The organism is Bartonella sp. MR30HLJHH, assembly GCF_042194195.1.
Lineage (GTDB): Bacteria > Pseudomonadota > Alphaproteobacteria > Rhizobiales > Rhizobiaceae > Bartonella > Bartonella grahamii.
The window spans coordinates 1-22377 of sequence record NZ_JBHIMO010000010.1 but is presented as its reverse complement, the minus strand read 5'-3'; the positions used below and the strand labels follow the sequence as shown (position 1 = coordinate 22377).

The window sequence follows — 22377 nt, the reverse complement described above, 5'->3', positions numbered from 1 at the left end:
ATTAAAAATGATAGCTTAATCCACCAGAAAAATGCGTTCCAGAAAAGCCGGTATTCGTAAATTTATGCTGATAAATCAGATCGCTATGAAAAATAATTTTTGGAGATAGTTGCGAAAAAATACCAAATCCAGCTTCTAAAGAAGACCCAAAGGAACCAAGCTGGAAGACATCTTTAAAATACACAAATTGTTTATCATCAAAACTACGAATGAAATGAAGCTTACCATAGAATGAAAGAACATGTGCATCTTTAGTAAACGTAAGTGTCTTCGTTAAATACCCACCAACACGCATCCCCCAATGATCCGGGCTTCGCATATCAATATTAAAATTATCAATATCACGAGTCTTATGAAACTGGAGATTTTGATAAACAAACTGAACCTGTGGTTCAAAAACAAAATATCGGCTGCCTATCATAAACGTTTTACCAGCAGTTAAGGAAACACTTAGGGGCTTACCTCTCAATGCAGCCGTTTTACCTCGCTCAAGTGTGAGAACATTTCCATTAAACAAACCATAAGAGAAGAGACCATCCATATAAAGCCCCGTATCATGCTGCATGCTTCCATATGCTGTGATTGTCCATTTATCAAATATACTTTCTTGACTTTGTTTAATCTTTCGAGGCTGCAAAGAAAGCTTGCCATAATTTCCCATAATTCCAAAGGATGTCGTACTATATGCACTTTCGATTTTCTTGAGTAAAATACTTGCCTCTAGTGCATTATAATCAAGCTCACCGCCATAATCACCATATTTAAGTGCAGATAAATTTGAAGTATAATGATGATGTCCACCGTAACCGCGCAAAAACAAAGCGGAATTTTCATCATTTTTCAACAACCGACCAGAAACAGTTCGCAGCGCTTGCAACTGCTTGTTTTGATTACTGATATCCATCAATCCAGCATAAAATAAGGTATTTGGCACAAGAATATAAGTCAGAACCTGTGGAACAATGACTCTCACATTTGGTTCAAAATGAGAAGAAGGCTCAAAAACAGGCGGCGGAACAGAAGAACCAGACGCAGGTGGGGCAACAACAGAAGTGGGGCGAGAAACAGGAGGCGGAACAGAAGAATCAGACGCAACTGGGGAAACTGGTTTAGATTCAGCAATAGCGGGAACAACAGGTGCAAGAGAGGAAGGAGGGTTGGAGATCTCAAGCACAACAACATCAGGTACATTAGGTGTGGTAGTAAGATGGAAGTCCCTATCAGAAGAATCTACAAAAGAAGAAAGACTTGGCTCCTGAGGTTTTTGCCTCGAATTAGAATCAATAGAACCATCCTCACCTCGAGTCATATTAGGATGAATTTTAGGAAAAGAAGGAATATCATCAGAAGAAGGAGGGACAACCAAATCAAGAACAGAAAAAACTTTAGTGGAATCGAGAGAAGTAGAATCAACAAATTGACTTTCGAGGCGAAAGTCCCAAAATTTTTCAGTATTTTTAAGCACTCTTTGATTGGAATCTGCCGCCCCTAGAGCAGAGCTTGGACCATAACTCTTAAGATGATACTGATAGGGAGAGGCTTCAAGTGTGACATACCCCCCATTTAACTCAAAAGAATCTTCAGCGGCTTTTCCATAAACCTGAATAATGGAAATCCCCTGATCATTACCACCATCCCCCGTCAATGCCCCTAGGCTTCCAGGAACACTATACACATGGACTGTCGTTTTTCCTTCAAGATCACCATTGATTAAAAGCCTATCCGTTTTTTGCTCTTGCAGAGCTCCTCCTTTATCCAAATATGCATTAAGATAAAGACGCGCATCGCCTTGTGTACGATAGACAGTTCCTGACCCTTTTCCGATAAGAAGTGTCTGATAACCATCTGTCGTTTTGGATTTTAGTTCTTCAAAAACAAGAGAACTATCCGTAAGATTGACCGATGAAATGAAGGAATAGCCCCCTAACTTAGAACCAGAAGCATCAGAGTTGTGCAATTTGTCAATTTTTGGTCGCGATAAAATCCACTTTGAACCATTTTTTAACTCTATCTTAGCTGTAGAACTTTCATCAACATGTGCAACTCCTACAAGAGTAGAAGCATCAGCCTCAATCTTTACATTGGAATGCTCAACAGCTTTCAGGAGTGAATCACCAGAAATTTTTGAATGTTGTGAGAGTTTAACAGAAGTTTCAAATTGGCGGCTATAAATAGCCGTACTTTCTGGAGCCATAACAGTTGTCTTTGTCAAATGGACAGACCCTTTTCCAGGTATAATTGTTTTTTTATCATTGAAGACAGCTTCCCAAAAAAAGCGCATGCCATTAAATGCATTGCCTCTCACAAAAATATTGGAATATTTGATATGAGCATCATTATTATCATTCCCCTGCAATACAATGCCATGAGCATTGCTAACATTAACGTTTCCCTTCTGGAAATTAAGAGAGCCTTTCCCCTGAAGCATACTAAAAGCAGAAGCTTCACGATGATTATCTGTATTTGTCCCCTGTTTCCCCCTCCCAGTAATAGAAACACCATCTAAATTAATTTCTCCTTCTCCTCCTGTTTGAACACCAATACCATCAGCAAAGTTAATTTTCCCTCCTTTTATATAAATTTTTGCACCATTATAACTCAAAAGACCTATCGCATCAGAAGATGTCTTAATCTCTGTCTTGGTCAAAGCAACAAACGACCCTTTACCAGCAACACTGATCCCCATTCTGGTTGCTTTAATCACCCCATCCTGCATCTCAAAAGCGCCCTCATCATTAACATCGGCCCCTATCGACACATCGTTTAACATGGAATAAAATAGAGCAACGCCTCCCCCATTTGAGGACTTTACAGCTGTTGTCCAAGCATTTGCTCCTGAATGGACATTTGCATTCGAAACACCGTTAATGATTATAGCCTCTCCCTCAATGACTGTATCTTCCCCTGATGCCTCTATGGCAGCATCAGAACTTTCACCCGTAAGTCGATAAGTTTTCTGGGAAATTTCATGCGGTTGACCATCATTACAGCGATAAAATGAGGCACTTTCGTTACATGAATATAGCTTCTTCTCAGCAGGAATCTCACCTGCATCAGCATTGTATACAAAGAAAAAAATAACCGTTGTAAAACGACATAAAGAGAGATGATTTTGAAGCATAATTTTCTACAAACTTTCTTCCCCTTCTCTAAAAACAAAAAAACACGCGTTCTGTTTAATAACTTTGGTTACGCGCGATAATTTAAAATACGTTTTGTATTTTATATATCCACTAAATGTTTTATGTAAAGCCAGAATCCCAAAATATCACAATTTAAAATTGTATTATTTATAAAAACGCGTAAAAATATAGATAAAAATAAAAAATCCACCCCAAAGCGGTGATTTCAAGAGAATTTAATAAAAATACACTAAAGGAAGAAAAACAGCATAAGAAGCAAGAACTGCAAACCAGAAAGCCTTATCTCGTTTCTAAAAAGAAACAAACTTGCTCATGCAAAAAACATATTTTAAAAGTTGCAAACAAATAATAAAAAACCACAAGCTATGCTTGTGGCTTTTTAAATAACTTACCCCAAGATGATCATCCTAAAAACGATAGCGCAAACCACCAGAAAAACTGATTCCGGAAAAACCACCTTTGCTCAACTTATGCTGATAAACCAAGTCACCATGAAGCGCAACTTTTTGAGACAAGCGAGCATTAAGCCCTAATCCAGCCTCTAGAGAAGAACCAAAAGCCCCTAACTGGAAAGAATCTTTAAAGCGCACAGCTCTTTCTTTGCCAAAATCATGGGCAAAATGAATCTTTCCATAGAAAGAAACATCACGATCTTTTTCAGACGCAGTCAGGGTCTTCATCAAACGACCACCCATACGTACCATCAATTGATCCAGTTTACCCATCTCAATATTAAAATTATCAATATCACGAGCCTCATTAAATTGAAGATGTTGATAAACAACCTGAACCTGTGGATCAAAAACAACACCTTCATATCCTGTGGCAATTTTCTGACCACTCATCAAGGAAACACTTAAAGGGTTACCCTTCAATGTTGCAGTCTTACCCCGAGCAGTTGTCAGAACATCTCCCTTAAACAGACCATAGGATAAAAGACCATCAACATAGAATCCTACATCATGCTGCATACTGCCATATACTGTAGCAGTCCATTTATCAAATGTACTTTTTTGGCTTTGTGCAACATCTCGAGGCTGTAGAGAAAGCTTTCCATAAGACCCCATAACCCCAAAGGATATAGTACTGTCAACATTCTCAACAGTTTGTAGCAAAACACCTGTCTCTAGCGCATAGTACCCTAGATCCCCTCCATAACCATATTCAAGCGCAGATAAATCTGAAACATAACGATAACTCCCACCATAGCCACGCAAAAATGAAGCAGGATTTTCACGAATTTCCAACATTCCACCCAAATTAGTCCGTACTGTCTCCAACTGCTTGTTTTGATTGCTAATATCTATCAAACCTACATGGAACAAACTATTTGGCAAAAGGAGATAAGTTGGTACCTGAGGAACAACAGATCTTACACCTCGTCCAGATGAGGGAACATTTTTAATTTTAGAAAGACTATCCGCAGAAGATGCTGAAACAACATCCACAGAAGACGCTGGCACAACACCCGCAGAAGACACCGGAACAACATCACCAGAAGACGCTGGAACAACATCCACAGAAGATTCTGGAACAACATCCGCAGAAGATTCTGGAACAATATCCACAGAAGATTCTGGAACAACATCCGCAGAAGATTCTGGAACAATATCCTCAAAAGAAGCATGTGCAGGAGGTGTACGTTTAGAAACCATAGGAGTACTTTTAGAAACATCAGATGTTTGAACATATTCATTTTCTAAACGAAAATTCCAAAATGCGCCTCCATTCAAAGCAAATTTCTGTTTAACATGCTCCTCCTCTCCAGTAGCACTTGGACCATAAGAACGAAGTACATATTTATAAGGGGCCTCCTCTAAGGCAACATACTGTCCATTCAGTTGAAAAGAGTCATACGATGCATCTCCATAAACTTGAATAATTGAAACACTATGCGCTTTTTTATTTTTTTCTTCTAAACCTCCCGCAACCCCTTGTATATGGACTATAGTTTTTCCCTTAACGTCACCATGAATGAGAAGCCGATCCGTTACTTGATGATCACTTGTATCACTAGGATTTAAACGTGCATTCAAATGAATCCAAGCATCACCAAAAGCCTGATAAACAATACCTGTTCCTTTTCCAATATAAAGCGTTTGATATGCATGATCAGTACTGGACTTTGTTTTTTCAAAAGTAATAGAACTATTAGAAAGCCTTACCGATGAAATAAATGAAACATCTCTATAATGAGGATTTTGTAATTTTTTATGTCTTGGTTGTAATAAAACCCACTGTGAATTATTTTTCAATTCAAGGTCAACTTTAGAACTATTATCAACCTGAGTTTGACCGACAAGTGCAGAGTCATCAGCAACAACCTTTATAGAAGAGTTACTATCAGCCTTCAGCAACAAATCTCCAAAAAGCTTTGTTTCCTTTAAAAATATTTTAGACTTTCCAGATTGACTGCTATAAAGAGCTATACTATCTGGAACAACAAAACGCGTTTTTCTCAAATCAACGCGCAATGCTTCCCCCTCTGACGAACCACCTGATGTTGCCTTACCTTCAAAATGCATACCATAAAATGCATTACCTTTCACTGTAATATTGGAATCTCCAATATTAATCTGAGAACCTTTATTTCCCTGCAATAAAAGCCCATGAGCATCAGTAACATCAACAGACCCTTTCATAAACTCAACATAACCATCTTCAAATATGTGAAAAGCTGCCTGACGACCTGTATCCAGCTCTTGATCATCCTTGCCAGTACTACCCTTGCCGGTAATAGAAACACCCTCTAAAATAAAATACCCTTTTTCTCCTGCTTTAACCCCAACACTCCCTAGGCTAATTTGCGTATTCGTTAAATCAACTCTACTTTGAGATTTTCCTTCTGCAACAGCCCCCACTTTGATTGCATCAATTGATCCACCAGACATTACGATGAAACCATCTTGAGCTTCCACCCCCACTAAAACGCCACTCAAATTGGAAACACTCAGAGAGACTCCTGCCTGTTCTGATGCCTTTACTCCATATTTCCAAAAAATCTTTTCCGAATTATTCTTTTCATCCAAAATACCCTTAACAGTTATATTCTTGCCTTCAATAATTGTACCTTTCTTAGACGCCTCTATGGCTCCATAAACACCATTAATATTTTTATCCGTTAGTGAATAAACTTTATTATTAATTGCGTGCTCTCCACCATCAGAACACTGATAAAATGCTGCGTTCTGATCACATGAAGACTGCTTTTTTCCAGAGGAAACTTGAGATTCAGCATTGTTTGCAAAAACATCAACATTGTGTGCAAAAAAAAGAAATGCTGTTGTAAAAGTACATAAGGAGAAACGATTTTTAAATATATTTACCATAATTACACCATAATTCCGCCCCACCACAGAGCAACGCATAACGCATCAAAATTTAATACGTTTTGATTTAAATACAGGAAGTTTATTAATATTTTTTGTATTTTATGTAAATATGAAATTAAAAAATTACTCAAAAATACAATCTAAATCTGTCGCTTTTACAAAGAATTTGCAAAAATATAACTGAAGAACGACAGAAAAATCACCTTCAAAGTTGTTATTCCAAAATAGCCTTAATCGGTTGACATGCGTTAAAAACGCCTACTTTAACTACTGTCTAATCCCACCAAAACGGGTATAATCAACCTCCTTACGATAGAGATATTATATTGAAACAATATGTATTTGTAAGCAGACAAAACATATACCAAAATTGAAAAACAAGAGTTTACATATACCTTTTTAGACATCTTCATGGTAAGACAGCCTAATAAAGAGTAGGAACGTGTAAAAATCAGTTCCTATTTTTACTATCTCCTTTTAATTCAACTTGACAACATTCAAAAGCATTCAGAGCCAGATCTTTAAAAAGTAAAGATTATACATAACTTCATCCTGTTATTTATCGCATTCCTTTTAAGAAAACACCTTTTCCAAAAACAATATGTCATTATGTTTCTCATTCATCAGTTTTCTCAGATATCTCTCTTTTTTTCCATCCCCATTTCACAACGACAGCGGATATAGCCCTCATTGCGCTTGAGTATCTTCTTTTCCTTTGCCAATTTCTAATATTGTAAATTCTCTCCTCCTAAGGTGATTTCCCAAATTATATTGACTCCTTTCTTAGACAATTATCCACTTGCCAATCTTACATAATATGCAAAGGAATGCTTTTTATGGGTTCATCATAAGAGCATTAAAAATATTTCAGCATCCTGAATTAAAAAATATCTTTATCAATCGGCATATTATAAATAATATAATAATCACTCTGAAATATGCGTTTTGAAACCATAACGTACAAACTCTTCAAACTTTTCAAAAAAATGAAAGAATTACAACCCAAAAGCATATCAAAGATATGCAAAGTCACACTCTCGTAAAAATGCTATAACACAAAATGAATAGAGAATGAGAAAAAGCCACAAGTTATACTTGTGGCTTTTTCAAAGGAATCAGAAACAGCAACAACACTAGAAATGATAACGCAAACCACCAGAGAAACTAGTTCCAGAAAAACCAGCTTTCGTTAGCTTGTGCTGATAAACCAAATCGCCGTAAAGCGCAAAATTTTGAGACAATTGAGCATTAAAACCTAATCCAGTTTCTAATGAAGAACCAAAAGAGCCTAGCTGAAAAGCATCTTTAAAATGCACAAATTGTTTTCCTTCAAAACCGTGAGCAAGATGAAGCTTACCATAGAAAGAGACAACTTGAGCCTTATCAGTTGCGACTAGCCTCTTTGTTAAACGCCCTCCAACACGCCCTATCCACTGATGAAGCTTTCCCAGCTCAATATCAAAGCCATCCACATCATGCACTTTATTAAATTGAAGATATTGATAAACAACTTGAACTTGCGGATCAAAAACAAAACCGTTCTCCCCCACCATAAACGTTTTACCAGCAGTCAATGAAGCACTTAAAGGATTTCCCTTTAATATTGCCGTCTTGCCACGTGCAGTTGTTAGAACATCACCTTTAAACAAACCGTAAGACATAAGACCATCAACGTAAAAACCCGCATCATGCTGCATACCACCGTATGCTGTAACTGACCATTTATCAAATGTACTTTTTTGACTCTGCTCAACATTCAAAGGTTGCAAAGAAAATCTCTCGTAGGCCCCGATAATTCCAAAAGAAGTGGAACCATACATATTTTCGATTGCTTTCAGCAAAACACCTGCCTCTATGGCATTATAATCAAGCTCGCCGCCATAACCATATTCAAGCGCGGAAAGATTTGAAGTATAACGATGATTGCCGCCATAACCGCTCACAAAAAAGAAAGGATTTTCACGACTTTCTAATAAACCCCCAGAAGGAATTCGTAAAGCTTCTAATCGCTTATTTTGGTTGCTCACATTCATCAAACCAATATGGCGTAAGGCATTAGGCAAAAGCAGATAAGTCGGAACCTGCGGAACAACAGCCCTAACTCCCGGCTTAGGATGAGGCTCCGGAGCAGGTGCTGGAGAAGGTCCTGGTCCTGGAATTGGGTCAGGAAAAGGCTTCGGAGCAGGATCTGGTTTAGGTTTAACATCAGAATCTACAGATCTACTTTCAAGGCGAAAATCCCAAAATTCTCCGTTCCCTTCAACTAATCTTTGATCCATGTTTGCTTTTCCTAAATGAGACCCTGGACCATAACTATAAAGCTTATACTGATAAGGTAATTTATCTAATGCTACATAACCACCTTCCAACTGAAAAGAATCTTGCTCTGCTTGTCCAGAAACCTGAATGACTGAAATACCTTCATCATTTCCTCCCTTTCCCGTGTATCCTCCTGGACTTCCTGAAACCCCATGCACCTGGAGCTTTGTTTTTCCCAAAACATCACCATGAATTAAAACACGATCAGTCTTTTGATGATCAAGAGCCCCACCACTATTCAGATAGCTATTAAGGGAAATAGAGGCACCGTCCCGTGCTCTATAAACTTCACCCTTTCCCTTTCCAATACGAAGAGTTTGATAATCATCAGCAGAAGAAGATTCATGTCTTTTAAAATTAATAGAGCTCTCACCCATAAGACTAACGAGTGAAATAGAAGAATCATGGGCAGCCTCATGTTGATCTTTTTGCAACGGCTGTTGTAAAATCCATTTAGAACGGCCTCCCAAATAAAGTTCGGCATTAGAATTTTTATCAACATGTGTGCGGCCTTCAAGAGTAGAAGCATCAGCCAAAACTGTTATAGAAGCACCTTCCTCAGCTTTTAATAAAAAATTCCCTGAACGAAGAGTGCTGTGCACCAACCCCACTGCACCAGAAATAATGTTTCTACCATAAAGAGCCACATCGTCTAAAACAGAAAGCTCTGTTTTATCCAAATTAACAACTTCTAATCGTGGTAAAGCTTTTTCTTCCTCTGATGAAATTTCTTCTTTTTTATCCCCACCTTCACTCCATGGCTTCTCTCCCCGCAAATAGATACCATAAGATCCCTTACCCTTTACAGTAACAGAAGAGGATTTCATATTAACTTCAGTCACAGGAATCTTTGAATCAGAATCTTCATTTGATAAATCTTTAACTTCCTGCAAAGGAATAGAATTGACTGTATTTCCTAATAATATGCCATGGACATCCATAGCACGAATAGTCGTACCCTCTAAATTAACAGCCGCCCCTGAATCCATATGCACAACCGCATGATCCTTGCCGTTGTCCGCCTTCCCAGTAATTTCAACATTCTCGAGATTTACCTTCCCACCTAACGTCGAAGAAACCCCATGGCTGTTCATAAAATCAATTGATCCACCTGACATCCAAATTTCTGAATGATCATAACTTAAAAGACTCGCATTCCCATTAGCGGTCTTAATTTCTGTATCTTCTAAAAGAACAAACGAGTTCTCTGCTGCATCAACACCCTCATGACTTTCCTTAATCTTTCCATTTTTTACCTCAATCACTCCATTACTCGCACGAAGGGCTATAACTGTATTTTTGATAATCGGATCTTTCAAAACAATCTTACCGTTCTCTAATACATGTACCCCCATTAGAAAAGTTTTATCAGCAACTTGACTACTAACCGTTACATCCTCCCCACTAACCCTTGTGCCTATTCCTTTTACCGTTATAGCAGTAGGTTCATCAGGATAATTGGAAACGTTCTTATTTGTAATCCTATAAGATTTATTATCAATTTTAGGCTCCCCTTTAGACTTCCCGCAATTATCGCATATATAATACAACCCATTATAGTAATAAAACCCAGGATTCACACCTCTTCCATCAAAGTCCTCATTTTTAACCGTATTATCTACATTATTCTTACGCCCATTCTCTCCAATCTCTCCACTAAGCTCATGATAGTCACTCCCCCCACGAATACCCACATCGTTGTCGCCAATAGGAGGATAATAATTAACCCCATTCTCTCCCCTAAGAAGAGGCTTATATGCATTACTCCCACCAAGACGAGAACCAGAAGTAACACGAATACTGTTAATCGGAGTAACAGTTATAACATAAGGTTTATCGACCTTCTCTGTAGCCGCATAAACTTCTCTTCCATTTTGGAGCAAAGAGAGGATAGCTGTTGTACAAGCACATAAACATAGATGATTTCTAAAAACTTTAATCATAGTTCCCTCGAAACTTTTCTTCCCCTCTCATTAAAAATAAAAGCACCTGCAAAACATCCCATTGCACACCTCAAAACACGAAAAGTGTAACAAAAAGAACATGCCTCATGCTCATCTGAACTGTGCAATGAATTACCCCAATAGATTTGGCAGAAGCTCTACGCTAAAACCACCTATAAGAGAATAATAAACAATCACACTTTATAAGTGTATAATGCATTCTGTATTTCGTGTAAAGAAAAAATAAAATCAGTGCGTGCAATTAATTAAAAAAACAACCAAACCTTGTGAACTTTAAAAATTAATCCACAAGGAGATAAATAAAACAATGATTTAAATCAGTGGAAAACAAACTCTCAAAAACGAGTTTTAGAAAACATCAAATATTATATTAGATAATATCAATACAGTACAAAAAAGGATAACGTAACGCATACTGGACCGCTGAACGCTTAAAAAGCTGATAAAAGCGAGGCGCTCCATCGCATCAGTAGCAGCATAAATTTTAAGAAAATTCGCTTTAGCGTAGAAAAGCGCTCTCATGCATAAAACAAACTATGTCCTTTTTTGCTCAATCAAGAAGATGAAAAGCTTTTAAGAGAAACACAAGTTGTTACAAAGAAAAAAGGCAGCACAATGTGCTGCCTTTTTTAAAAAGTACATAGCGTACTTTATATTAAAACTGATAACGTACTCCACCAGAAAAACTTGTTCCAGAAAAACCAGCCTTATTAAGCTTATGTTGATAGAGAACATCAGCATGCAGAGAGAACTGTGGCAACAATTTGGCATTAAAGCCTAACCCAGCCTCTAATGAAGAACCAAAAGCCCCTAACTTGAAAGCATCATTGAAATGCACAGACTGTTTTCCTTCAAAACCATGAGCAAGATAAAGCTTACCATAGAAAGCAACAGCATTCACGCCTTCAGAGCCTGTAGGAGTCTTGGTTAAGCGTCCACCAACACGTGCCACCCACTGATCAAGGTTACCCATTTCAATATCAAAATTGTCGATATCACGGGCTTTATTAAACTGGAGATGTTGATACACAACCTGAACCTGCGGATCAAAGACAAAACCCTTATATCCTGTAGCAATTGTCTGACCACCAGATACGGAAACACTTAAAGGATTACCTTTCAATGTTGCTGTCTTACCCCGTGCAAGGGTGAGAACATCACCTTTGAACAGCCCATAGGATAAAAGACCGTCAACATAGAAGCCAACATTATGCTGCATGCTACCATATACTGTAGCAGTCCATTTATCAAATGCACTCTTCTGACTTTGCTCAACATTCAAAGGCTGCAGAGAAAGTTTTCCATAAGTTCCCATAACACCAAAGGATATAGCGCTATCAGAATTTTCAATAGTTTGCAGCAGAACACCTGCCTCTACACCATTATAACTAAGATCGCCGTCATAACCATATTCAAGTGCGGACAGATCTGAAGCATAACGATAACTTCCACCATAGCCGCGTAAATATAAAGCAGAATTTTCACGAACGTCTACCATTCCTGTAGAAGTCATCCGCAACGTCTCCAATTGCTTATTTTGATTGCTAATATCCATCAAACCAGCGTGGAATACGCTATTAGGCAAGCTGAGATAAGTTGGAACCTGTGGAACAACAGACCTTACAAATTGTTCAGGAAGGGCAGCAGATCCCATAGACTTAACATACTGATTTTCTAGACGGAAATTCCAAAACTCTCCACCATCCTTAACAAACTTCTGCTGAACATGCTCCTGTTTCGAAGTCGCTTTTGGAGCATAAGCACGAAGAGTGTATTTGTAAGGTGAGTTGCTCAGTGCAACATAATTGCCATCGAGTTGGAAAGAGTCTTTCTTCGCTTGACCATAGACCTGAATAATTGAAACACTATGAGCAACCTTGGCATTCGCTTGACCATCCCCTACGTTGCCCGCATCACCTCGTACATGTATTTTTGTTTTTCCAAAAACATCACCATGAATGACAAGCCGATCCGTGACTTGCTGATCACTCGGATCACGAGGATTTAAACGTGCATTGAGATGAATTGAAGCATTACCCTGTGCCGCATAAACTGTTCCTTTTCCATTTCCAATATGGAGAGTCTGATATTTTCCTTCAGATTCCGAAGGTGCAAAATCAATAATACTATTTACAAGTCTCACAGAAGAAACGCATGAATTCACACATCCTGAATCTAAAGTACCCAAATTCTTCTGCGCACTTCTTTTTAAAACCCACTGTGAACTATTAGCCAAGTCTAATTTTGCATAAGAACTTTTATCAACGCGAACATCGCCTGTAACAATAGAGTTATCAACCGTAACTGATATATTAGAATCATTCTCGGCTTTTAATAATAAGTCACCAGCAAGAGTTGTTTTATTTTCTAATGAAACATGACCACCAGAATTATTACCATAGATAGCTATACCCTTTGCAACTTCAAAATCAGTTTTCTTCAACGAAACTGTTCCTGTTATGCCTATAGGTGTTTTCTCCTGTTTGGATACAGCACTCCACTTAACAACAACTGCTTCCTCAGTTGCTAAGTCCTTACTTCGATTTTGTTGACTCTCTTCTTTCTGTGTTACTCCATCAAAATATATACCATAGGTTCCATCACCTTCTACTTTAACAGTGGAAGACTCGATATTTGCGCGATTCATAGTAGGACGAACCTCAGAAGATCTCCTTCTCCTAGAAGAACCGGCCTCAACCACATTATCACCAGAGTTCATAATCCACAAAGCACGAGAATCAGTAACAACATTTCCATTCTTAAAATCAATGGAAGCATTATCACTCAACAGAAAAGCTGCACGCTCTAAGTTCTCTATGGAATCTAACTTCCCTGTCGCTTTTTTCACATTAATGCTAACTTTGTCTAACTCTACGCTCCCCCCAGATTCTGACAACACTGCTACTCCCTTTGCCAAAGTAATAGCCCCAGAATCCATGGTTATCTTACCGCCTTGACTTGCCAGACCAGCTGCAACATCCCCCGTCACGTTAATTTTTGTATCCTTTAAATTAACAGATGATCCAGAACCAGCCAAAGCACCCACATAAAGCGCATTGACTGTCCCTCCAGTCATCTTAACCTTTCCGCCACTTTGCGCTTCAAGCCCAATCAAAGAAGATGTAATTGTTGATTTATTATCCAAAACAATCTCTGCTTTTTCTTCTGCAAGAACAGCACTCACAGCCTGTATTGCAGTCAAATCAACACTATTTTTACTATCAGAAGAATCTGCACCACTAATAGTAGCACCTTCTAATTTAACAACTGTATTACTCTTTGCATGCATAGAATGCTGAGTTCTCTCACTTGCATTCAGTGTAAGATTTGTCATTGTATGTGATTGACCATCACTACAAAAATAAGCACCTTGCAATCTTTCCGTACCATTTTCCCCCGTATTACTACACTGAGAAGAAACACCTTCCTGCTTTATACCATTGGCTGATGCAACAGTATACACAACCACAGGCTCTTGCAATTCAGATCTAAGCGTATCAGTTCCTTTATTATAAAGTAGAACACGCGCTACAGGTTTACCTTCCTTCTCCTTAGATGTAGGCTTCTTTTGCTTAGATTTAGTAGAATTAACTAGGGTAGAAGAAACCTTAGGCTTTTCGGCTTTTCTAGAAGCTGCAGGCACTTCAGTCTTGACATTTTCCAACGAAGAAGATTGAGGAGCAGAAGATGAAGTCCGTTCTTCAGTTTCAGAAACTAGAGAAGTTCCAGTCAAAGAATCTAATTTCACATCAGAATTGCCTGTATCAGACCTTCCAAGTACAGAACTCTCCAGCGTAGAAGCTTGAGGAGCAGAAGATGAAGTCCGTTCTTCAGTTTCAGAAACTGGAGAAGTTCCAGTCAAAGGACCTAATTTCACATCAGAATCGCCTGTGTCAGACCTTCCAAGTACAGAACTCTCCAGCGTAGAAGCTTGAGGAGCAGAAGATGTAACAGCCTGAGACGGAATTAATACAACCGCTGCACTATTACCCTCTGTACTATTACCTTCTTCGTCTACTATATCATACCCTACATCATCAGATTCCGCACTTGAATTACCAAGAAGAGAAGTATCTACACTTTCATCAACAGTTTCCTCAGTTGCCAAAACACTTTGTGAAGCAGATGGAGTATGTCCTGAAACTTCAAAAGTTGGAATAAGATTTCCAACAGATGCATCAACTGAATCCACATCAGGCTCTTCTACATCAGATCTCCCAAGTATTTCAGGATTGCTAGGCAAAACAGAGGCAGTAACTTGATTAAGTGCTGAAGAACCATTGCCCCCAGATACAGTGCCTTCACCCTCAGATGACGAAACATCAAATTCAGATGACGAAACATCAAAAACAACAGGCTTAATACTATTACGAGGTCCATGAGCTATACTAGCAGCTATATTTCGCCGCCCCTCACCATTTTCTAACTTACTTTCTAAGCTGAAAGTCCACAGTGTATCAGGATCACCTCCCAATTCTTCTGAATTCCTGGAAAATGTTATTGGACCAGACGCCTTAAGAATATATTGATAAGGAGATCCCTGCAATGTGACATATTCATCAGCAAGTTCAAAAGAATCTTTTTCTGCATCTCCATAAACTTCAATAATATGAAGAGCGGCAGGTTTTTTCGTCTTTTGCTCCCGTTCACCTTGATTTTGCACAGCTTGACGCTGAATTTTCTCTCCATCTTTTAGGTTTTTATTTAAAGTGGTGATGACAGAATTATCATTTACATACACCTTCGTTTTTCCAGTAACATCGCCGTAAACCAAAAGCTTATCAGACACAAGCTTAACGTTACCTGAATCACCAGAAACAAAATCCACATTGACATAAAGCCTAGAATCTCCACGAGCATCCAACCCTCTACCTAGACGCAGTGTTTGATAACCTTCATCTGCACTTCTTGGAGGCAAAAATACAATACTACTATTTGTAAGATATACCGCCGAAAGATTTGAATCTATATGATTTGTACCTTGCCCCAATTGTTTATGATGAACACTTTTTGTTAAATACAATCCTGAATGAGACAAATAAAGCTCAGCATTTGCATTCTCATCAACACGAGCTGCACCTATAATCGAAGATTTATAAGCGTGCACCAATAGATGAGAATGAGATTCAACTTTTAAAAATAGATCACCCGAAAGAACCGTATTCTTTCCTAAAATGACAGCACCATTTAAATCACCACCATAAATAGCTATACCTTCTGGAATTTTAAGAGTAGTTTCTTCTAAAGCAACCATCTGTGCCTTAGGACGATTGTCGCTCTTTCTTATGTTTTCTGCTTCATCTAATTCTTCTTCATCTTCTGCAGATACGGTATTAAAATATATGCCATAAGAATCTGTTCCCGTTATTTGAATATTTGATCCTTGAATATTAGCTTTAATCTTAAAAGGACTATTATTCTCCCCATCGCCCGTAATATGTCCTATATATTTCAAGGCATTGGTACTACCTACAGTCCAATATAGAGTAGAATGAGCATTCTCAAGAGCACCAGCGGGAGCGTGATACGCATCATAAAGTGCATTCATCTCAAGCATTTCATCCTTTGTATAAAGAGAATCACCATTATCATTATGATTACCACCAATATCAAAACGATCCTGCAAAACACCAATCGCAAAAGCACGATCATCTACTGGAGCAACTACAAGCTCATTAGCATCAGAAGTAACCCAAAGAGCAACTGCATCAGAGGCCTTAACGTTCCCTTTATTAAAAGAAATAAGACCTCCATTTGATAAGAAAATAAGATTTGAAGAATCTTTAGAATCAGAACTCTCTCGCCCACTCATCCCTTTTTTAAGGTTAATATCAACCCCATCTAGTTTTACAATCCCTTTATATCCCGATACAACTCCCACCCCACCTTTATCAAGATTAATTGACCCAGATTGCATCATTATTCCAGACCTATCAGCACTGTACAAACCAATCCCAACAGCGTGCAAACCCACTCCATTTAGAGAAATAAACGACTGAAGATCAGCAAAAGCTCCTATCCCAGCATAATAGATTCCTCCACCCTTCATATGAATCCTTGCCTCGTTTTGAGCATCAACCCCAACTATAAATTCCTTAATATGTGAATTTTTCAGTTTAACTGTTGAACTAAGCGTTGCTAGTACCCCAGCCCCCAATTTTTGATCAAGATCGTCATTTAAATTATTAGGATTACCATTAGGATCATTGTATTCATTAGCATCTAAAATCAAACCACCTTTTGGCAAATCTGCCCCCCTAATAGACACTTTCTCTAACTCAACAGTTGTACCTCTAATTGAATACTCGACATATTCACCTCTCTGACCCTCGTCATATTCATACAACTCCAGCTCTCTATACTTCTTACTCTGAGTAACCTGTCCTGCTACATGCATAGCGTTATCACCAAACTTCAACACACCAATACTGCTGTTCTTTAGTATATGCATCCCCCCATCAGAACAGAGCACAGAGTTAAGGGACAAGAAACTCCCATCAGAACATGGACTTGCAACAGGAGCACCTTGTACAACACCAGGAGCAGGAGCACCGGGGACAGCACCAGGAGCACCAACACCGCCAACGCCGCCAGGAACACCAACACCGCCAACGCCGCCAGGAACACCGCCAACGCCAACGCCGCCAGGAACACCGCCAACGCCAACACCGCCAGGGACACCACCAACGCCAACACCGCCAGGGACACCGCCAACGCCAACACCGCCAGGGACACCGCCAACGCCAACACCGCCAGGGACACCACCAACGCCAACACCGCCAGGGACACCACCAACGCCAACACCGCCAGGGACACCGCCAACACCAACACCGCCAGGGACACCGCCAACACCAACACCGCCAGGGACACCGCCAACGCCAGCACCACCAGCACCACCAGCACCGCCAGCACCACCAAGTCCGCCAGCACCACCAAGTCCGCCAGCACCGCCAAGTCCACCAGCACCACCAAGTCCACCAGCACCACCAAGTCCGCCAGCACCACCAAGTCCACCAGCACCACCAAGTCCACCAGCACCACCAAGTCCACCAGCACCACCAAGTCCACCAGCACCACCAGCACCAGGAACGCCAGCGCCAGGAACGCCAGCGCCTGGGTCAGCGACTCGTGGTGCAGGAGGCGCGGGCAATTCTTCTTTAGGCTCAGGAGATGGTGATGAACCTCCGAAAGATGGTATCAGAGATGAAAGTGAAGAAGGTAGTCTTGGAAGTGATATGTTAAACCAACTAGCCCCCATAGAAGCATCTACACTTTGTAAAAAGAAGAGAGCACTTGTTGTCAGTGCGTACAGACTTGTACGCTTTTTAAATACATTGGTCATATGTTAAACTTTCTAAATATGTTGCAAAAACACTAGAATTAAGTGAAAATGAGGTAAGTGAACAATTTGTAACATATGTTAGTCAACTTTACAACATAGTGTTATTTATTTACGCTTCATTTTGTGCATAAAAATACCAAAGTTAAGTTTTTAAGTGCGCAAACCCTTATAATATTAGATAAAAGGATAAAATTACGATGATAAAATATATGAAACGGATGACTTCTGTTTTACTGGTTGCAACCAGCTTTGCAACAGCTTTATGGACACAGACGAGTATTGCAAATACGAGTACTCAAACAAATGTAACAATTAATCATGTTTCAGGCACGACTCCTGTTCCCGCTTCTCCGCAAAAGGTTATTGTGTTTGATATTGCCTCTCTTGATAATATGAATCGCCTTGGTATCAAAGCGGTTATCGGTATTCCTGAAGGAAAAAAACCATCCTATCTGCAACAATTTGATGATGCAAAATATGAAAAAATTGGTACCCTTTTTGAACCCGATTATGAAAAAATTGCCACTCTTCAACCTGATTTGATTATCATTTCCTCCAGAACTCAAGCAAAATATAACGATTTATCCAAAATCGCTCCAACAATTGATCTAACTGTAGGAAATGAAAACTCTCTTGCAGATATTGAACGGAATGTGTCTATCCTTGGCAAAATTTTTGGCAAAGAAAAAGAAGCTGCAGCAGAAATTGCAAAACTCAATGAAACTTTAGCTGAAGTTCGTAAAAATACTAAAGGAAAAGGCCATGGTCTTGTACTCATGACCTCTGGTGGAAAAATCAGTGCCTTAGGACCAAAATCACGTTTTGATATTTTGCATTCCGCTTTTGGAATTGCCCCAGCAACCGATAAACTCACTGTACAAAAACATGGACAGCTCATTTCTCCTGAATTTATTCTTGAGACAAATCCTGATTGGTTGTTGGTGATTGATCGGGATGCCGCAATTGGACGTGAAGGGCAATCTGCAGCACAATTGCTTAACAATGAGCTTGTTCACCGCACAATAGCAAGCAAACAAAATCAAATTATTTATTTGGACTCTTGGAGCTGGTATCGTGCAAGTGGTGGTTTAACGGGACTTATTGAAACCGCTAAGCAGATCAATGAAGCCTTTACAAAGAGCAAATAAGCGTACAAAAGAGCTTGCTTGCTATATAAATAAAATTTAAAAGCAGAGATTGTTTATTAAGCAGTCTTTGCTTTTTTAGGTTTTGTTAGAAAATGATTTAACGTGAAGAATTACTGGATAACCATAACACTTCTCATTCTCCTGTCCATCCTCAGCATTTTTGTTGGTTATTCTGATGTCACGCCTTCTGACCTTTTCGCAGCAGATCCCCATGCGTGGCTTATTTTTTGGCAAACACGTCTTCCTCGTACCATTGCAATCCTTTTAGTAGGTGCATCACTTGCACTTTCAGGTATGATTATGCAACTATTGACACGCAATCGCTTTGTCGAGCCATCAACCGCTGGAACTGTTGAATCTGCTTCGCTTGGCATTCTTTTTATTATGATTTTTCTGCCCGATATTTCTGTTTTAGGAAAAATGGTCGTTGCGACACTTTTTGCCATGACAGGCACTTTACTTTTTATATTTTTATTGCGCCGCATTCCTCTAAAATCTGCTCTCATTGTACCCCTTACAGGGATTATGCTAAGCTATATTATTGGCTCTTTAACCAATGCCATTGCAGATTATGAAATGTTACTTCCCTCTCTTCAAGCTTACTTATTTGGCAGTTTTTCAATGGTTCTTGAAGGAAAATATGAACTCTTATGGCTATCCCTTCCCCTTTGTATTCTCGCCTATTTCACTGCTGATCGCTTTACAGTTGCAAGTTTGGGAGAAGATTTAACCAATAACCTTGGATTGAATTATCGTGCTGTCATGTTTTTTGGTCTTTTTATTGTCGCCTCAATCACTGCTGTTGTTGTCTGTACCATTGGCCGTATTCCTTTTGTTGGACTCATTGTGCCCAACCTTGTGTCAAATTTCATGGGCGATAATATGCGCCGTACTGCTCCTTGGGTAGCCATCAGCGGTGCAGGATTGGTCTTGATTTGTGATCTTGTAGGACGAATAATTCATCCCTCTCTTGAAATTCCCATCAGCACTATGATGGGTGTAATCGGTAGTTTTATTTTTATGATACTGCTTTTACGCTGGAGAAAGCGTCTTGGATAGAAGAAGAAAAACAATATGTGTACTAACAACACTTATCATCATAGCATGTACTGTCATTAGTCTTTACATGACGTGGAATATCAATGTTTATACATGGACATTTCGTCTTACAAAACTTTCCTCTCTGCTTCTTATTGCCTATGCCATAAGCGTTTCTACGGTTTTATTTCAAACAATCGTTAATAACCGTCTTCTTACCCCTTCAATTATGGGATTTGATCAGCTTTATATTTTAATAAAGACTGTTCTGATATATTTTGTAGGCTCTCTTTCTTTACCCTTTTTAAATGAAGAAGGACAACTCATTCTCGAAGCCCTCATTCTTATTCTTTTTTCAATAAGCCTTTTTCGCTGGCTCTTTTCAGGAAGCCTAAAAGGGCTTCATTTGACGCTTTTAATCGGTGTTGTTTTAGGCGGATTTTTTTTCAGTTTACGGATGTTTATGCAATTGCAACTAAATCCAGACCAAATGATGAATTTAACCGATATTATGTTTGCAAATTTTAATAAATTCAATACACCATTAATAAGCTTTGCCACAATCATTGTCTTCATTGTGAGTCTGATTGGATGGCATTCCCGTCATCTTCTTGATATTTTAGCTTTGGGACGTGAAAATGCCCTCAATCTTGGCGTTAATTACCACAAAAGTGCGACAGCTGTCCTTATTTTTGTTTCCATTCTCGTTTCCATTTCTACCGCATTGGTAGGCCCCGTCACCTTTTTTGGACTGTTAGTTGCCAACCTTTCCTATGAACTTTCTCCTCAAGCAAAACACAGTGTTGTTGTGCCGATTGCAATATTATTAGCGATTATTTGTTTGGTGGGAGGACAATTTATTTTAGAGCAAATTTTTCACATGGCAGGACGTTTAAGTTTTATCATTGAATTTTGTGGAGGAATTGTTTTCTTAATGTTACTGATGAAGGGAAAACTAAAATGATTGAGATCAATCATCTTTCCAAGGCTTACGGAGCACGATTGATTATTGATAATTTATGCCTTCATCTTCCCAAAGGGGGGATTATTTCTCTCATTGGGCCAAATGGTTCGGGAAAATCAACTCTTTTAATGCTGATAAGACGTCTTTTGCCACACCATAATGGTACAATTCATATCGACGGCTTTGATATTGATAAAATGCCCCACGATATTTTGGCTCAAAAACTCTCAATTCTGCGTCAAGATAATCCTTTATCCTTCCGTTTAACCGTGTACGATTTAGTAAGTTTCGGACGCTATCCTTATTCAAAAGGCTGGTATACACATGAAGATAAACAATTTATCGACAGTGCACTACGCTATCTCGGCTTACAAGATTTACAAGACCGTTTTTTAGATGAGCTTTCTGGCGGTCAGCGTCAACGCGCTTTTATAGCCATGGTTATCTGCCAAGATACTGATTACCTTCTCCTAGATGAACCATTAAACAATCTGGACATGAAACATGCCGTTTCTATGATGAAGCAGTTACGCCGCACAGCTGATGAACTGAAAAAAACCATTCTTATTGTTATGCACGATATTAATTTTGCCTCATCTTATTCAGATATGATTGTTGCACTGAAAAATGGCAAAGCAGCCTATTGTGGAACTCCCAAAGAAATTATGCAACCAGAAATTCTTAAAGACATTTATGATGTTGATATTCAAATCAAAACAATCAATGACATTCCTATCGCTCTTTATTATCGATAATCTAAAGATTTTTTGCGCTTGCCTACACTGTAGAATCTGCTAGAGATGATAAAATTGGCTTATTGGGGAATAGTTTAATGGTAGAACAGCGGACTCTGACTCCGTCAATCTTGGTTCGAATCCAAGTTCCCCAGCCAGTATAGCTGTATGTAGCTTGCCTGTAGCTTGTGTAGCTTGCCAGCGGGTTTTGTATATTTTGCCACTAGGTTTTGTACCAATTTATTTTTTCTCAAAGAGTTTTTAAGGGGTTCTCAAAGGGTCTTCAAAGACCTTTCAAAGATCATTTAAAGCCTCTTTTTCTTTTCTGCTCAAAATCACAATTTGAGATGATCAATCAAATTGACTGATAATTTTTCTGTATCCTAAGCATAC

8 protein-coding genes and 1 tRNA gene are annotated in these 22377 nt (G+C 39.0%); 5 read left to right on the top strand and 4 right to left on the bottom strand.

The features are described from left to right. Position 1: 1 nt before the first annotated feature. From ACFIKR_RS06560 to ACFIKR_RS06545, 4 genes are all read right to left on the bottom strand, one after another. A complete protein-coding gene (locus ACFIKR_RS06560) occupies positions 2-3121 on the bottom strand; it encodes an autotransporter outer membrane beta-barrel domain-containing protein (RefSeq protein ID WP_375659298.1) in 3120 nt (1039 codons plus the stop codon). Between the two features lie 429 nt (positions 3122-3550). Next, the gene (locus ACFIKR_RS06555) at positions 3551-6472 is read right to left on the bottom strand and encodes an autotransporter outer membrane beta-barrel domain-containing protein (protein WP_375659297.1); all 2922 of its coding nucleotides are present in this window, start codon (positions 6470-6472) and stop codon (positions 3551-3553) included. Positions 6473-7608: 1136 nt separating this feature from the next. Further along, on the bottom strand, positions 7609-10737 hold the full coding sequence (locus ACFIKR_RS06550; protein ID WP_375659296.1) for an autotransporter outer membrane beta-barrel domain-containing protein: 3129 nt from the start codon (positions 10735-10737) through the stop codon (positions 7609-7611). Between the two features lie 676 nt (positions 10738-11413). Next, complete coding sequence (locus ACFIKR_RS06545; protein ID WP_375659295.1) at positions 11414-18100, bottom strand: autotransporter outer membrane beta-barrel domain-containing protein; 6687 nt, start codon at positions 18098-18100, stop codon at positions 11414-11416. A gap of 197 nt (positions 18101-18297) precedes the next feature. On the opposite strand from ACFIKR_RS06545, the gene ACFIKR_RS06540 reads away from it, so the two are divergent. From ACFIKR_RS06540 to ACFIKR_RS06520, 5 genes are all read left to right on the top strand, one after another. Then, positions 18298-19248: a siderophore ABC transporter substrate-binding protein gene (locus ACFIKR_RS06540; RefSeq protein WP_375659294.1), complete on the top strand. Its 951-nt coding sequence runs from the start codon at positions 18298-18300 to the stop codon at positions 19246-19248. 102 nt (positions 19249-19350) lie between these two features. Then, the gene (locus tag ACFIKR_RS06535) at positions 19351-20307 is read left to right on the top strand and encodes an ABC transporter permease (RefSeq protein WP_375644975.1); all 957 of its coding nucleotides are present in this window, start codon (positions 19351-19353) and stop codon (positions 20305-20307) included. After that, the gene (locus ACFIKR_RS06530; RefSeq protein WP_375659293.1) at positions 20300-21250 is read left to right on the top strand and encodes an iron chelate uptake ABC transporter family permease subunit; all 951 of its coding nucleotides are present in this window, start codon (positions 20300-20302) and stop codon (positions 21248-21250) included. The genes ACFIKR_RS06535 and ACFIKR_RS06530 overlap by 8 nt, the downstream gene beginning before the upstream one ends. Continuing rightward, positions 21247-22005, top strand: a complete 759-nt coding sequence (locus tag ACFIKR_RS06525) for an ABC transporter ATP-binding protein (protein WP_375659292.1) — start codon at positions 21247-21249, stop codon at positions 22003-22005. The genes ACFIKR_RS06530 and ACFIKR_RS06525 overlap by 4 nt, the downstream gene beginning before the upstream one ends. Positions 22006-22068: 63 nt before the next feature. After that, positions 22069-22142 (top strand) — tRNA-Gln (locus ACFIKR_RS06520). Positions 22143-22377 lie beyond the last annotated feature (235 nt).

Bases quoted from the DNA above. Each gene is read 5' to 3' on its own strand.
- ACFIKR_RS06560 (WP_375659298.1), bottom strand. From the start codon at position 3,121: ATGCTTCAAAATCATCTCTCTTTATGTCGTTTTACAACGGTTATTTTT.
- ACFIKR_RS06555 (WP_375659297.1), bottom strand. From the start codon at position 6,472: ATGGTAAATATATTTAAAAATCGTTTCTCCTTATGTACTTTTACAACA.
- ACFIKR_RS06550 (WP_375659296.1), bottom strand. From the start codon at position 10,737: ATGATTAAAGTTTTTAGAAATCATCTATGTTTATGTGCTTGTACAACA.
- ACFIKR_RS06545 (WP_375659295.1), bottom strand. From the start codon at position 18,100: ATGACCAATGTATTTAAAAAGCGTACAAGTCTGTACGCACTGACAACA.
- ACFIKR_RS06540 (WP_375659294.1), top strand. From the start codon at position 18,298: ATGATAAAATATATGAAACGGATGACTTCTGTTTTACTGGTTGCAACC.
- ACFIKR_RS06525 (WP_375659292.1), top strand. From the start codon at position 21,247: ATGATTGAGATCAATCATCTTTCCAAGGCTTACGGAGCACGATTGATT.